13 protein-coding genes and 1 pseudogene are annotated in these 15,934 nt (G+C 29.5%); 4 read left to right on the top strand and 10 right to left on the bottom strand.

The window, feature by feature from the left end; genetic code table 11:
• The first annotated feature begins 1 nt into the window (after window position 1).
• The gene (locus L8W57_RS06375) at window positions 2–745 is read left to right on the top strand and encodes an alpha/beta fold hydrolase (protein WP_263662230.1); all 744 of its coding nucleotides are present in this window, start codon (window positions 2–4) and stop codon (window positions 743–745) included.
• Window positions 738–2,138, top strand: coding sequence for a Mur ligase family protein (locus L8W57_RS06380; protein ID WP_263662231.1), 1,401 nt, complete (start codon window positions 738–740; stop codon window positions 2,136–2,138). Before L8W57_RS06375 ends, L8W57_RS06380 begins: the two co-directional genes overlap by 8 nt.
• 11 nt (window positions 2,139–2,149) lie before the next feature.
• On the opposite strand, the gene flgH is transcribed toward L8W57_RS06380, so the two are convergent.
• Window positions 2,150–2,851 (bottom strand): flagellar basal body L-ring protein FlgH, encoded by a 702-nt coding sequence (flgH, locus tag L8W57_RS06385; RefSeq protein WP_133319229.1) that lies wholly within the window; start codon window positions 2,849–2,851, stop codon window positions 2,150–2,152.
• Between the two features lie 85 nt (window positions 2,852–2,936).
• On the opposite strand from flgH, the gene pta reads away from it, so the two are divergent.
• Together pta and L8W57_RS06395 are read left to right on the top strand one after the other, a co-directional pair.
• A complete protein-coding gene (gene pta / locus L8W57_RS06390) occupies window positions 2,937–4,406 on the top strand; it encodes a phosphate acetyltransferase (protein ID WP_318529544.1) in 1,470 nt (489 codons plus the stop codon).
• Between the two features lie 8 nt (window positions 4,407–4,414).
• Window positions 4,415–5,596 (top strand): acetate kinase, encoded by a 1,182-nt coding sequence (locus L8W57_RS06395; protein ID WP_133319227.1) that lies wholly within the window; start codon window positions 4,415–4,417, stop codon window positions 5,594–5,596.
• A 31-nt stretch (window positions 5,597–5,627) separates the two neighbouring features.
• Here L8W57_RS06395 and L8W57_RS06400 read toward each other — a convergent pair whose 3' ends face one another.
• The 9 genes and pseudogenes from L8W57_RS06400 to aspS form a co-directional block, all read right to left on the bottom strand.
• Entirely contained in the window at window positions 5,628–6,398 is a 771-nt protein-coding gene (locus L8W57_RS06400; RefSeq protein ID WP_133319226.1) for a MetQ/NlpA family ABC transporter substrate-binding protein, read from the bottom strand.
• 72 nt (window positions 6,399–6,470) lie between these two features.
• Window positions 6,471–7,676: a glycosyltransferase gene (locus L8W57_RS06405; protein ID WP_263659597.1), complete on the bottom strand. Its 1,206-nt coding sequence runs from the start codon at window positions 7,674–7,676 to the stop codon at window positions 6,471–6,473.
• 9 nt (window positions 7,677–7,685) lie between these two features.
• Window positions 7,686–8,342: pseudogene (locus L8W57_RS06410) on the bottom strand (methionine ABC transporter permease); the annotation flags it as partial.
• 2 nt (window positions 8,343–8,344) lie between these two features.
• Entirely contained in the window at window positions 8,345–9,301 is a 957-nt protein-coding gene (locus L8W57_RS06415) for a methionine ABC transporter ATP-binding protein (RefSeq protein ID WP_133319223.1), read from the bottom strand.
• A 3-nt stretch (window positions 9,302–9,304) separates the two neighbouring features.
• Complete coding sequence (locus L8W57_RS06420; RefSeq protein WP_263662232.1) at window positions 9,305–11,917, bottom strand: valine--tRNA ligase; 2,613 nt, start codon at window positions 11,915–11,917, stop codon at window positions 9,305–9,307.
• Window positions 11,918–11,991: 74 nt separating this feature from the next.
• Window positions 11,992–13,029, bottom strand: coding sequence for an OmpA family protein (locus L8W57_RS06425; protein WP_133319221.1), 1,038 nt, complete (start codon window positions 13,027–13,029; stop codon window positions 11,992–11,994).
• 36 nt (window positions 13,030–13,065) lie between these two features.
• Window positions 13,066–13,584, bottom strand: coding sequence for an inorganic diphosphatase (gene ppa, locus L8W57_RS06430; protein WP_133319220.1), 519 nt, complete (start codon window positions 13,582–13,584; stop codon window positions 13,066–13,068).
• A 10-nt stretch (window positions 13,585–13,594) separates the two neighbouring features.
• Complete coding sequence (locus L8W57_RS06435; RefSeq protein WP_220566653.1) at window positions 13,595–14,167, bottom strand: adenylate kinase; 573 nt, start codon at window positions 14,165–14,167, stop codon at window positions 13,595–13,597.
• Window positions 14,164–15,915, bottom strand: coding sequence for an aspartate--tRNA ligase (aspS, locus tag L8W57_RS06440; protein ID WP_133319218.1), 1,752 nt, complete (start codon window positions 15,913–15,915; stop codon window positions 14,164–14,166). The genes L8W57_RS06435 and aspS overlap by 4 nt, the downstream gene beginning before the upstream one ends.
• Between the last annotated feature and the right edge of the window lie 19 nt (window positions 15,916–15,934).

A 15,934-nucleotide genomic window follows, 5' to 3' on the forward strand; every position in this document is an offset into this window, starting at 1 on the left:
AATGGCAAAAACTAGAGTATATTCTAATGGGTATTTTTATAATTTAAGTTATGAAATCATCAATCCAAAATGTGAAAAAATAATTCTTATTTTACATGGTTGGGGTGCTAATAAAGAGCTTATGAAACAAGCTTTTGAAAAGCCTTTGAGTGATTTTAAGCAAATTTATTTAGATTTACCTGGTTTTGGAAATTCAAGTATAGATGCACCTATGGATTCTTATGCTTATGCAAAGGTTGTAGAAGACTTTTTAACTACGATAGAGCAAAAAACAGATTATTTAATGGGGCATTCTTTTGGCGGAAAAGTTGCGACTATTATGTGCCAAAATGCTAATTTTCAAGGTTTGATTTTGCTTTCTAGTGCAGGCGTGGTTTTACCAAAAAGTTTTAAAGTGAAGTTTAAAATAGCCTTGTTTAAAATTTTGAAAAATCTCCCTTATGGGGATTTTTGGAGGAAATTTTTTATTAGTAAAGACGCTCAAGGCATGAATGAAGTGATGTATGAAACCTTTAAAAAGGTTGTTAATGAAAATTTAGAAAATGAATTTCAAAAGCTTAAAAATCCTATTTTGATTTTTTGGGGTAATGAAGATAAGGCTACACCTTTAAAAAACGGAGCAATTATCCATTCTTTAGCACAAAAAGGGAAATTTTTTGCATTAGATGGGGATCATTTTTTCTTTTTAAAACATGCTGATTTTATAAATGAAAAAATACATGAGGAATTTTTTAAAAATGATTAGTATGATAGCTTTTTTAAGTTTGAATTTTTTACTTGGATTTTATCTGATTTTAGCCTTACAATGGTACTCTTATAAATTTTCACGCATAATTTTACACTTTTCCAAACCCTTATGGCATTTGTATTTTTTAATAATTCCTTATTTTGCTTTTGTGTTTTCTTTATATAGTGGAAATTTTTATTTATATTTTATAGTTTTTGCTCTATCTTTACTATATGGTGGATATTTATATAAAAATTTAGATAAAAAGCTAGTTTTTACTGCTAGGATTAAGCGTTATTTTTTATTTTTGTTACTTTTTAGCTTGATTTTTATACCATTTTTTTGGATCGGTTTAGAAGCTTTAGTAGTTACATTTTTATTAAGCTTTTTTGTGGAAAAAATTAATCAGAAAAGTTTTATAAAAAAAGCAAGTAAAAAGATTTGTGATAATCCAAATTTAAAAATTATTCTAATAACTGCAAGTTTTGGAAAAACAAGTATAAAAAATTTTTTATACGAACTTTTAAAAGATGAGTTTAAGTGCTATAAGACTCCAAGAAGTGTTAATACTTTTATGGGTATAGTAAAAGATATCAATGAAAATTTGGAAAATAATACTGAAATTTATATCGTAGAAGCTGGTGCAAGAGAGCAAAATGATATTTTAGAAATTACAGAGTTTTTAAATCCTCAAATTTGCATAGTAGGTGAGATTGGTTTGGCACATTTGGAATATTTTAAAACTCAAGATAATATCCGCAAAGCTAAGTTGCAAGCTTTAAAATCCAAGCGTTTAGAAAAATACTTTTTACACTCAAGCACCTTATATGAAAATGAATTTTATGATGAGTATTTAAGTGATGTTAGGGCAAGTTTGGAAGGATTGGATTTTAAAATAAGATTAGATGATAGTATTTATGACTTTCATGCAAATTTACTAGGTGCTTTTAATGCTTATAATATTAGCGTGTGTATTTTGCTTGCACATTATTTAGGAATTAAAATAGAAAATATTACAAAAAGCGTATCGAATTTAAAGGCAGTAGAACATCGCTTGCAAGTGATTTCTAAAGAGCCTAAATTTATCATAGATGATGGCTTTAATGGAAATTTTAAGGGTATGAGTCAAAGCTATGAGCTTTGTAAAAGCTATCAAGGAAGAAGAGTTTTAGTAACTCCTGGTATAGTTGAAGTTAATGAAGAAGAAAATATAAAATTATGTAAAATTATTAATGAATGTTTTGATTTTGTGATTATTACTTCAGAGGCTAATAGCGCGATTTTACAAAAACATATCACATTAGATTTTTATGTATTAAAAGAAAAATCTCAACTTGTGCAAACTTTATCAAGATTAACTCAAAATGGGGATTTGATTTTATTTTCCAATGATGCGCCAAGTTTTATGTAAAACCATTTAGCTTAAAAAGGCCAAATGGTCTCCATAAATTTTGTCCCCCAAGGCTTGCGTGTAGATTTGTCTATATCGCCTTCGGTTTTATAAAGAATCTTTGCATCAGCTATATATTTACTATCTATCATATTATCTTGAGAAATATCATAAGGTCTTATAACCCCACTTAGTTGAATGATTTGTTTTTCTCCATTGATTAAAAGCTCACGACTTCCTTCTATAAAATAATTTCCATTAGATAAAACCTTAATTACTCTAGCAGAAATTGTAGTTTGGAAATTTTCACTTCTAGTTTGGCTTCCTGTGCCTTGATATTGTGAAGTACTTGCTGTGGTATAGCCTATATTTGTATAGTCATTAACAAAATCTCTAACTTTGCTAAGTCCAGCACCTGTAGTTATTTGTCCACCGCCTAAATTTACATTGTTGTTTTTGCTTGTAGATTTAGAGCCTTGTGAATTTTGTGTAGCATTTTCTCTAATGACTACGGTTACCAAGTCATTTACATTCATTGCTTTTTTATCAGAAAATAAAGGGTTATCTCCTTTACCAAACAGCGATCCAGGATTGCTTTGAGTATTATGATTTTGCTTAGGAGCTAGTTCTTCTACATAAGTAGGTGGTTTCATATTAATATGTGGATCAACTGTGGCACTACAGCCAAACATTACAAAAGGTAACAAGTAAAAATTAACATTTTTAAATTTCATAGCTTTATAACCTTATATTATTATGATGAATTTTAAAATAATTATATTATAAAAAACAATTATTTTGTTAAATAAAGAGGAAAAAATGAAATCTATGTTTTTATTAAACTGCATTGATGAAAAATTTTTGCAGCAGTATTTAGAAAAGGTACGAGGTAAAATAGCTTTTTACTTTCCTGTTTTTTGTGAAAAAAATAAAGAAAAAATTACTTCATTTTGCACAAAAAGAAATCTTAAAATAGATTTTTTTAGTAGTTTTGAAAAAAATGAGTATCAAGGTAAATTCACTCAAAATTTAAATGATTTTTTTAAAAAAATTATTGAAGATTTTGAGAAAACAAAAAAAGAAAATGATTTTACTATAGTAGTTGGAGTAGATGATTTTGGCTTGATGGGGGATTTAAGTTTAAATATAGCCTTAGCTAAAGAGCTAAACACTCCATTGTATGCAAAAAGTCAAGATGAAAATCATACTATGTTAAATTTTTTACTAAGCCAAAAGCTTAGTGACTTTGTTTTGTTAAAAGAAAATGAAGATTTTACTCAAGATTTATTACAAGAATATACTTATAAAACTCAGGCAAGATTTTCTTATGAGCTTTTTGAAAAAGCAAAAGCAGATAAAAAAATAGTAGTTTTACCTGAAAGTTTTGATGAAAGAGTATTAAAAGCTAGTGAATTTTTAATACAAAATGAAATTGTTGATTTGATTTTGCTAGGTGATAGCAATGAAATTTGTACGAAAGCCAATAGTTTAAATATCAATATCGATGGTGTGCGTATTATAAATCCTAAAAATTCTCAATATAATGAAGAATTTGAAGAGCTTTTATATGAAGCTAGAAAAAGCAAAGGTATGAGTAAAGAAGAAGCTAAAAAACTCGTGCAAGATAAAACTTATTTTGCGACTTTACTTGTACATACTCAAAAAGCCCATGCTATGGTAAGTGGTGCAAGTACAACTACTGCTGAAACTATTCGTCCTGCTTTGCAAATTATCAAAACAAAACCTGATGTGAGTTTGGTTTCTGGTATGTTTTTTATGTCTTTAGAAGATAAGGTTTTGGTTTTTGCTGATTGTGCTGTTATGCCAAATCCAACCCCTGAACAACTTGCTGAAATTGCTTATGTGAGTGCAAATAGTGCTAAAGCTTTTGGACTTGAACCTAAAGTGGCTTTACTTTCATATTCTAGTGGAGATAGTGGGAGTGGAGCTAGCGTGGATGCAATTAAAGAAGCTACTAAAATAGCTAAAGAAAAATATCCTCAACTTGAGCTAGAAGGTCCTATACAATTTGATGCAGCATATGATATGCTAACAGCAAAAAGTAAAATGCCAAATTCTAAAGTAGCAGGAAAGGCAAATGTATATGTGTTTCCTGATTTAAATGCGGCAAATATTTGCTATAAAGCAGTACAAAGAACAGCAAATTCTTTAGCTATTGGCCCGATTTTACAAGGTCTTAAAAAGCCAATTAATGATTTAAGTAGAGGTTGCTTGGTGGAAGATATTGTTAATACTGTGATTTTAAGTGCTATTCAAGCACAAGAATAAGGAGAAAAATGAAAATATTAGTTTTAAATTCAGGTTCATCTTCAATTAAATTTAAGCTTTTTGAAAAAGATGAAGCCCTAGCATCTGGTTTAGTGGAAAAAATAGGCGAGCAAAGCTCTAAAATAGAACTAAAAGATCTAAAAAGTGGTCAAAAATACCAAAAAGAATTAGCAATTAAAGATCATGAGCAAGGTATTGAATTAGTAAATGAATTATTTTCTCAAAGTGGAATTTTACATGATTTAAATGAGCTTGATGGGTGTGGACATAGGATAGTTCATGGAGGTCCAAATTTAACTAAACATTGTTTAGTAGATGATGAAATTTTAAAAGAAATTGATAGGGTTTCTCATATAGCACCTTTACATAATCCTGCACATTTAATAGGTATTAAAACTATGATAAAAGCAGCTCCAAAAGTTCCCAATGTGACAGTTTTTGACACAGCTTTTCATCAAAGCATGCCTGATTATGCTTATATGTATGCTTTGCCTTATGAGTTTTATGAAAAACACCAAGTTAGAAAATACGGCTTTCACGGTACTTCACATTCTTATGTAAGTAAACAAGCTGCACATATACTTGGTAAAAATATTAATGAATTTAATGCAATTAGCGCTCACCTTGGAAATGGTGCGAGTGTTTGTGCTATAGAAAATGGAAAATGCGTAGATACTTCTATGGGTTTTACTCCACTAGAAGGTTTGATTATGGGAACTAGATGTGGTGATATTGATCCTGCTGTATTGCCATTTTTAGCAAAAGAATTAAATTTAAATCCATCTGATTTAGATACTATAATGAATAAAAAAAGTGGTGTTTATGGAATTTGTGGGTTTAATGATTTTAGAGATATTGAAGCGCAAATTGAAGAAAATAACGAAAAAGCAAGACTTGCTCTTGATATGTTTTGTTATCGTTTGAGTAAATATATTGGCTCATATTTTGCGATTTTACCTAGAGTCGATGCGTTGATTTTTACAGCTGGTATTGGAGAAAATGATAATATTGTTAGAGCAAAAGTTTGTCAAAGACTAGCACATTTGGGATTTGATATAGATTTAGATAAAAATACACAACTTAGAAATGGTGAGATTAATAAAAAAGACTCTAAAATTAAAATTTTAATTGTTCCAACAGAAGAAGAATTAGAAATAGCTAAAATTACCACAGAACTTATTAAAAAATAAATAACCTTGAGTTTTAAACTCAAGGTTTGTTTTAAAATGCAGGAACTACGGCACCTTGGTATTTTTCATTGATAAAATCTTTTACTTTTTGACTTTGCAAAGCCTTTATTAAAGCTTTGATTTTAGGATTATCTTTATTATCTTGTGTAGTTACTAAGATATTTGCATAAGGACTTTCTTTACTTTCTATTAAAATAGAATCTTTTACAGGATTTAAATTTGCCGATAAAGCATAGTTTGAATTAATCACTGCAAAATCAACATCATCTAAAGCTCTTGGAAGTTGTGCTGCTTTTAACTCTTTAAATTTGATATTTTTTGGATTATCTTTAATATCAAGTGGAGTTTTTAATGCGATATTTTTAAAACTAACTAGTTTAGTACTAGCGATAATATCTAAAGCTCTGCTTTCATTTGTCGGATCATTTGGTACAGCTATAGTAGCATTTTGTGGAAGATCTTGGATATTTTTATATTTTTTAGAATAAACAGCCATTGGTTCGATGTGAACTTTTGCAACGCTAATTAATTTTGTGCCTTTATTGGCATTAAACTCATCCAAATAAGGTTGGTGTTGGAAGAAATTCGCATCAAGTTCTTTACTATCTGTACTAAGATTTGGTAAAACATAGTCATTAAATTCTTTAATTTCTAATGTGTAACCTTCTTTTTTTAATAAATCTTTAGTTTGTTCTAAAATTTCAGCATGAGGAACAGGTGTTGCACCTACAGTGATAACTTCATTAGCAAATAAACTTGCACCTAAAATTGTGCTTACAGCGAGCAATTTTAACAATTTCATATTAACTCCTTTTTTATAGTTTTTTAAAATGTTTGATTATATTGTAAAAATATTAATAAGATGAGAAAAGTTTTATTTTTGTTTGTTTTTATATTCTTTAGAAAAGCATTTAAGTTCTTTTATAAATTTTATATAACCACCTTTATACCAACTTTTTTGAGCATTAATAAGGGCTTTTCCAATTTTATAAGAATAAGTATTTTGATTTTTAATACCTTCGCTTTTGTAATCATCATAGCTTGATAAAGGTGGAAGTTTAAGGTAAGGTTTTGTTTTCAAATCTTTTTGGTATTGTTTAGCTAGTTTTGTGTGTTTGTAATAAATCTTTAGTAGAGTAAAAGGTAAAAAAGGAATTTTTTTCTTATTCTTAGCACACTCTATAAAGGCATAACCTAGTTTGTATGATAAATGATATCTTGTGCGTTGGATGGATTGCTTATTGTCTTTGTGAAAAGAGCCTATATATTTACTTCCTCCAAATTTTAACCATTTTTCATAATATTCTTGCCATTTAGGCCATGTTTGATTGCAAAATTTACTATTCCAAAAACGACTGTTGGTGCCACAAGCATGAACTATAGAAGCATTTTGTGTAAGATTTGTAAGATAATGAGTACTTCCAGTGTATTTGTCTTTTAAATCTTTGACTTTAAAGTGATTTTCATAAACCATTAAGGAAAAAATTCCTTGATCTTGCCAATTTTTAGTATTTTGTGAAAGATAATTATAAATGAATTGATAACACTGTAAAGGATTTGGTATAAGATCGTTAAAGACTAAAATTCCTGTTTGATATACACGCTTATTGAAATATTTTTTTTCTAAAGGCAGTGCTGTGTGAATTAATGTTTTACCTAATCTTGCACCAAAATGATATTTTCTAGCTCTTAATTTACTAAGTTCATCTATACTTTTTAAAAGTAAAACATCAAAATCAAGATAGATAATACTTTCGCATTCATCTAAAAACTTAAAAGCTTCAAATCTTGCAAAAGCCATATGCGTCCATCTTTTTAAGAAAAATAAATTATTAATATCGTTTTGATTTTTATCAAGAGTGGTTAAAAAATCTTCTTGGGTAAAAAGAATAAATTTAATTGTTTTATTTTTAACAATTTTTTGCATGATATTTTGATCATTCAAGCTAAAACCATCATGTAAAATATAAAATATATCTACCTTTTCGCCCATAACATCCATGATGTTAATGAGCAAGGTTCCTATGGTAAAACTTGAATTTTTAGTCGCTGCTAGTAAGATACCAAGTTTATGTTTCATTGTTTATCTTTTGGTGATTTTATAAAGAATATTTCCTATAAATTGTATGATTTGAACTAAAACAATTAAAACCACAACAGTTTGAATCATAATATCAGTTCTAAAGCGCTCATAACCATAGCGAATGGCCACATCACCTAAACCACCACCACCAACAGTTCCTGCCATAGCAGAAAAACCAATAACAATAATCAAAATTAAAGTAATACCATTAATAATACTTGGTAAAGCCTCGCTAAACATAACTTTAAAGATAATTTGTGTTTTACTAGCTCCATAAGATCTTGCTGCTTCAATGATAGCAGGATCAATTTCTTTAAAAGCACTTTCTATCATTTTGGCTAAATAAGGTGCAATTCCTATGGTAAGTGGTACTATGGTAGCAGTTGTTCCTATGCTAATACCAATGAGATATTTTGTAAAAGGACTTAAAACTACAATAAGTACTAAAAATGGAAAAGATCTTAAAATATTAATGATAAAATCAAGCACACTGTAAATGCTTTTATTTTCCCATAAGCCACCTTTATCAGTTACAGTAAGCACAATTGCAGGGATAAGTGCGATTAAAAAGGCTAAAAAAGTGGCTGTAAAACTCATATAAAGAGTTTCTAGTAATGCTGGATAAAGTATATTTTCAAAATTTCTTAAAATTGTTTCTAAGTTCATTACACAAGCTCCCAAATAACGCCATTTTCTTGTAAATAATTTAAAACTTTTTCTTGATCTTTAGCTTCTATATTGATTACCAAATTTCCCAAAGCATTGTTGTTTAGTTTTTCTATCTTACCCCAAACTATATTAAAATCAATATTTAAACTTCTAGCCATATGAGTGATTATGCTTTGGTTTGCCTTTTCTTTGCAAAAGTATAAGCGCACATTGACTCCATTTTGTGGTAAAAAATCACTTTCTCCTAGAAATTCACGCATTTTTTCACTTGGTTTTAAGAATAAATCTTCGATTTTCCCTTGACCTATGATTTGTCCATGCTCTAGCAATACAGCTTTTTGTGCTATTTGTTTTACTGCTTCCATTTCATGGGTTACTAATACTACACTGATGTTAAATTCTTGATTGATTTTGGCAATAAGTTCTAAAATATTATTTGTAGTATTTGGATCAAGCGCAGAAGTAGCTTCATCACTTAGTAAAATTTTAGGATTTAAAGCAAGGGCTCTAGCTATGGCTACTCTTTGTTTTTGCCCACCACTTAGCTCATTTGGATAAGCTTTGCTTTTAGCTAAAAGTCCCACAAGATCTAAAAGTTCATTAACTCTTTTTTGAATTGTGCTTTTGTCAAAATTATGAATTTCTAAAGGCATAGCTACATTTTCAAATACATTTTTTCTACTCATAAGCGCAAAATGCTGAAAAATCATCCCTATATCTTTTCTAAATACTCTTAACTCTTTTTCTTTTAAAGTAGCTATTTCTTTACCAAAAACTTCCACACTACCGCTTTGATAATTTTCTAAACCATTAATACATCTTAGCAAAGTTGATTTTCCTGCCCCGCTGTGTCCAACAAGAGCATAAATTTCTCCTTCTTTAACTTCTAAAGAAACATCATTTATAACTAATTCTTTGCCATAATATTTTTTAAGATTTTGTATTTTTATCACTTATTAGCCTTCTAAATTAGAAATTTCATCATTGATTTTTTCAAGTTGAGCTTTAATATTTTCAAGTTGAGCTTTATTTTGTTCAACAACCGCAGCCGGTGCATTAGAGATAAATTTTTCATTTTTCATCATAGTATCTAGCTTGTTAAATTCTTTTTCAAGTTTTGTTTTTTGACTATTAAGTCTATTTAAAACACCGCTTAAATCAAGATCTTGAGTTGGTATAAATACTTCTAAATTCTCGCTTACATCTCTAATGGATTTTTCTAAATTTGTATTGATAAACTCGATGTTTTCACATTTTGCAAGTGTTGAGATGAAATTGGTGTAATTTTTTAACTCAGCCATTAAACTCTCATCGTTTAATTTTATACAAGCTTTTTGAATTTTTGCATTTGCAAGCTCTACTAGGGTTTTTGCACGGCGTAAACTCACTATACTTTCTATAATGATATTAAATAATTTTTCTATTTTTTCATCTCTAGAATTAAATTTAGGATATTTTGAAATCATTATAGATTCATGAGTTTGAATAGAGGTTTTACTTAACTCATGGTATAAATACTCACTAATAAATGGCATAAAAGGATTTAAAAGTTTTAATGCTTCTTTAAAAATACTTCCAAGTTCTTTTATACTTGATTTTTCAGCCTTGCTAAGCTCAATCCCCCAATCACAAAATTCATCCCAGAAAAATCTATACAAAGTATTTGCCACATCATTAAAACGGTAGTTGTCTAAATTTTCTCTTGTTTCTTTTACGCATACTTCAAAACGAGATAGCATGTATTTTGCCAAGTTAGTTTGAATTTTGCTTTTATCTAAATCTTCAAATTTTTCTTCATTTAAGAGTAAAAATTTACTTGCATTATAAAGCTTGTTGGTAAAATTTCTAACTTGTATGAGTTTGTCATTACTTAACTTTATATCTCTACCTTGGATAGCTAAAAGAGCAAGAGTAAAACGCAAGATATCAGCACTATATTCATCCACGCTTTGCACAGGATCAATGACATTACCTAAAGACTTACTCATTTTTCTACCTTGCTCATCTTTAACCAAAGCATGCAAATATATATCTTTAAAAGGAAGTTCACCTAAGGCATTAGTGCTTTGAAACATCATTCTAGCAACCCAGAAAAATAAAATATCAAAACCAGTGATTAATAAAGAATTTGGATAAAAGTCTTTTAAATCATCTTCATGCCAAAGTGTATTTTTACCCCAGTCTTTATTACCCCAACCTAAAGTACTCATAGCCCAAAGACCTGAAGAAAACCAAGTGTCTAAAACATCAGGATCTTGTTTGAAATTAGTGCTTTGGCATTTTGGGCATTGGCTTGGAGTTTCTTCACTTGCCCATTCATGAGAGCATTCACAGTAATACACAGGAATTTGATGACCCCACCAAAGTTGTCTTGAAATACACCAATCTTTTAAATCTCTCATCCAAGCATTAAAACTATTAATCCAATGTGCAGGGTAGAATTTGCTTCCACCAAGATTAACTTTTTCTATGCTTTCTTTTGCAATTTCATTTTTTACAAACCATTGTTTAGAAATATAGGGCTCAACCACATTTTTACAACGATAACAATATCCCACTTGATTAGTGTAATCTTCTATTTTTTCAACAAAACCTTTTTCTTGTAATTCTTTTATAATAACATCTCTTGCTTCTAATCTTTCTAAGCCTTTAAAATGCAAGCAATGTTCATTTAAGATACCTTTTTCATCAAAGATAGTAATAAATTCAAGTTTATGTCTTAAGCCTACTTCATAGTCATTATGATCATGTGCTGGGGTTACTTTCACAAAACCTGTACCAAATTCCATATCCACATGCTCATCAGCAATAATAGGAATTTTTCTATCTATTAAAGGTAAAATGACATTTTTGCCTATTAAATGCTTAAATCTTTCATCGTTTGGATTAACCATCACAGCACTATCACCAAAATAAGTTTCTGGTCTTGTGGTGGCTACTACGATATATTCTTGAGAATTTTCTAAGAAATATTTTAAATAATATAATTTTCCTTTATTTTCTTTGTGTTCTACTTCTATATCGCTTAATGCTCCATCATGAGTGCACCAATTTACCATGTAATTTCCACGCACAATAAGCTTTTTATCATAAAGATCCACAAAGGCTTTTTTTACTGCATTTACTAAACCTTCATCCATAGTAAAACGCAAACGACTCCAAGCGGGAGTGATACCCAAAATTCGCATTTGCTTAACTATGGTACCACCGCTTTGCTCTTTCCATTCCCATACCTTTTTTATAAATTCTTCTCTACCGAGTTCTTCTTTTTTAATGCCTTGAGCTAAAAGTTGCTTTTCTACAACATTTTGTGTTGCAATCCCTGCATGATCAAGTCCTGGCTGATAAAGAGTTTTGTAACCATCCATTCTTTTATAACGCGTTGTGATATCTTGTAAAGTACAAGTTAGAGCATGACCTATATGCAAAACACCTGTTACATTAGGTGGTGGCATCATAATACAAAAGTTTTTACCTTTTTCTTGAATTTTTTCATTACCATTGATTTCAAAATATCCGCGTTCTTCGCAAATTTTATAATATTCTTTTTCTAGTGATTTATCATACATAATTGCTACCTTGAGAATGAAAATAAATTGTTATGTTAGCTTAAAATTGTTAAAGAAGTTTTGAAATTTAGAAATTAGTTATAAAAACTAATTTCTACTTTACGATTATTTTGTCTTTGAGAATCAGACTTATCTTTAGTAGGATAGGTGTCTTTTCCCAAAGATTCTATTTCTATAACCTCAGTAAAACTAAAGAAATGTTTAGCCACATTCATTGCTCTATTTAATCCTATCATATAGTTTGCAAAAGTACTACCTCTATCGTCTGCATAACCTTGAATTTTAACTCTTTTGAGTATATCTTCTCTTGCTAGATTTTGATTGATTTTTTCAAGTAGATTTTCATTGCTGTATTCACTATATCCATTTCTTTCAAATAAAAATTTCAAATCAGAAATTTTAACATCTACATAATTGTATTTTTTCTTATTTTTAGCAAAAACAATATCTTTATTATATATGCTTAGTTTCATATTGTCATTTGAAAGCATATCGATAAAAATAGTTAAATTGTAATCTTGAGAATTAATTTTAACAGGATTAATCATTTCTTTTAACATATCAACCCTATAATCACTTAAACTTTTTCCATCCAATACATAAACTTTAACAAAATCATTACTTAATCTTGGTTCATATCTGCTAGTTTTACCTTTTGTAATGTATTCTTGCATAGTATTTTTATATTTTGTTGTTTTTTCTTTTTTTACACTTGTTTGTTTGTTGTTTTCAACGAGAACTTTTTGTTCTTCTTGGGCTACTTTAGGAGTAATAGTTTCATTTTTAGAAACTTCAGCTATATTTGTTTGGGTTGTTGGTGCGACTTCTTGAGTGCTTGTATTTTCATCTATGATAGGATTATTTTGTACCGGAGTTTCTTCTTTTAAAGACTCCGGATTTATTTGCTGTGATGGATAATAAGTATTATCACTTATATTATTTCTTTCTTGATTGTATTGAGTACTTGGCGGAGTGTAGCTTTGATAAGAACTACTTTTTTTATAATCATATACATAAGTATTTGAATCATCTTCAAAATACCACATATAAAAACCAATACTAGCGCCTATTAGCACCACAAAAGCTATACTAAAAGCAATAATACTTTTCATTTTTTATCCTTTGTGAAGTCCTCAAAAGGACTTTGATTATTTATAATTTTTAATAGAATTTTTTAAAATTTCACTTGCTTTTTCAATACCTGCAAATTCTTTTACTTTTACCCATTTGTTTGGCTCAAGCATTTTATATGTTTCAAAGAAATTTTTGATTTTATCTAGGCTTGCTTTTGGTAAATCATCTAAACATTTAATATTATCATATCTTGGATCTATTTTACTTACAGGAACAGCAAGTAATTTTTCATCCATACCGCTTTCATCTTCCATTAATAATACCCCTATTAAACGACAAGGAATCACAGCTCCTGCTTGGATAGGATATTCATTTAATACTAAAACATCAATAGGATCGCCATCGTCTGCAAGAGTATTTGGTATAAAACCATAGTTTGCTGGATAAAACATAGCTGAATACATCACGCGATCAACCATGATGGCTCCGCTTTCTTTGTCAAGTTCGTATTTAATGTTTGATCCATAAGGAATTTCAATAACTGCATTAAGTTTATTTGGTACTTCTCCAACTTTGATTTTGCTAATATCCATTTTTTATCCTTTATTTTAATAAATCATTGATTAAATTTTTCATATCGGCTACGATAGCTTCAATACTTCTTTCACCATTGATTACATGGTGGATATTTTCTTTAGTATAAAAATTTGTTATTTCTTCTAAAGGTTCTAAATAAACTTTCATTCTATTATTAAAAACTTCTTCGTTATCATCAGCACCTCTAGCACGCCCTAAAACTCTTTCTCTAGCAACTTCTTCGCTAACTTTAACTTCTATCACACCTTTTAAAATTACTTCACTTTGATTTTTTAATACCTTATCAAACTCAAGCATTTGTTCAACACTTCTTGGATAACCATCTATTAATATAGTATTAGTTGGTGCATTTTTTAAAGCAGTGATGATAGTATTAACTACCACTTCCAAAGGAACCAAATTTCCTTTAGAAATAAAACTATCAATAGTCTTTCCAAGTTCGCTTCCACTAGCTACTTCTGCTCTTAGCAAATCACCTGTAGAATAATGAGTAATGCTCGCATCATCTGTAGCTATGATGCTTGCATCAGTTGTTTTACCACTACCTGGTGCACCTATGATTAAAAATAATTGTTTCATTTAGTATTCTCCCTTAATCTTATACCTAGTTCTCTCATTTGTTCATTGCTTACTTCACTTGGAGCTTGAGTCATAAGACATTGCGCTCTTTGTGTTTTAGGAAATGCTATAACTTCTCTAATACTTGAAGATTTTGTTAAAAGCATGATAAGTCTATCAAGGCCTATTGCTATACCACCATGTGGTGGTGCTCCAAAACTTAATGCATCAAGTAAGAAGCCAAATTTCTTTCTTTGTTCTTCTTCATCAATATTTAAAAGCTTAAATACTTTTTGTTGGATAGGACTTTTGTGAATTCTTATACTACCACCACCTAATTCTACACCATTTAACACTACATCATGTGCAATAGAATTAATTTCTTCTAAGTCTTGCTCATCAATATTTTTTGGCATAGTAAATGGATGGTGCATTGCAGAATAGCTTCCATCATCATTTTGCTCAAACATAGGAAAATCAATAACCCACAAGAATTCTAATTTATCCTCATCGATAATTTTCATTTCATCAGCAAGGAATAATCTAAATCTGCCCATATAATCAAGCACAGTTTTTTTAATCCCTGCACCAAAAAATACTACATCACCAACTTCTAATTCACATCTTTGGATTAAAGCATTTAAGTCCTCTTCGCTAAAGAATTTACAAAGTGGGCCTTTAGGACCATCTTCTTTCATTTGTATAAATGCAAGCCCTGCTGCTCCAAATTTACGCACAAATTCTTCAAATCTTTGCATTTGGCGTTTAGAAAAAATCGTATCGCCTTTTGGAACTCTTAAAGCTTTAATACGATTTTTCTTCGTGTCTTTTGCAATATTTGCAAAAATTTCATTATTTGATTTTGCAAAAATATCAATCACATCAATAAATTTCATATCAAATCTTAAATCAGGCTTATCAGAGCCATAATTTTCCATAGCTTCTTTGTAACTCATTTGCCTAAAAGGTATGCTAATTTCTTTTCCGCAAGCTTTGAAAATATCTTTAAGTAAATTTTCTGCCATGGCTATGATATCTTTTTGCTCACAAAAACTCATTTCTATGTCTATTTGAGTAAATTCAGGTTGACGATCTGCTCTTAAATCCTCATCTCTAAAACATTTTGCAATTTGAAAATATCTATCAAATCCTGAACACATTAAAAGTTGTTTGAAAAGTTGAGGGCTTTGAGGTAGGGCATAAAATTCACCTTGATGTACGCGTGATGGTACTAAATAATCCCTTGCGCCTTCTGGGGTAGCTTTGGTTAAAATAGGGGTTTCAACTTCTAAAAATCCCATTTTTGCTAAAGAATTTCTTGTTGCTATACAAGCAGTTGATCTTAGAGCAAAATTATCATAAAGTTTTTTGCTTCTTAAATCTAAAAATCTATATTTCAATCTTAATTCTTCATTTACACTTTCATCGCCTATAGCAAAAGGTACTACAGCACTTTCATTTTCAATAGTAAGTTTATTTATAACAACTTCTATTTCTCCGGTTTTTAATTTTGGATTTACAAGTCCTTCACCGCGTGGGCGAATTTTTCCTTGTGCTATTAAAACATATTCATTTCTTACTGATGAAGCTATATTATGTGCTTCTTGATTATCTGCTGGATCACATACTAATTGTATAAGTCCGCTACGATCTCTAAGATCGATAAAAATTACACCTCCATGATCACGGTAAGAATTTACCCAACCACATAATGTTACTTCCTCGCCAACATTTTGTATGTTAAGCTCTGTATTATAATGAGTTCTCAAAATTTTTCCTTAGCTTAAT

Source organism: Campylobacter sp. IFREMER_LSEM_CL1890 (assembly GCF_025772045.1).
Classification (GTDB): Bacteria; Campylobacterota; Campylobacteria; order Campylobacterales; family Campylobacteraceae; genus Campylobacter_D; species Campylobacter_D lari_D.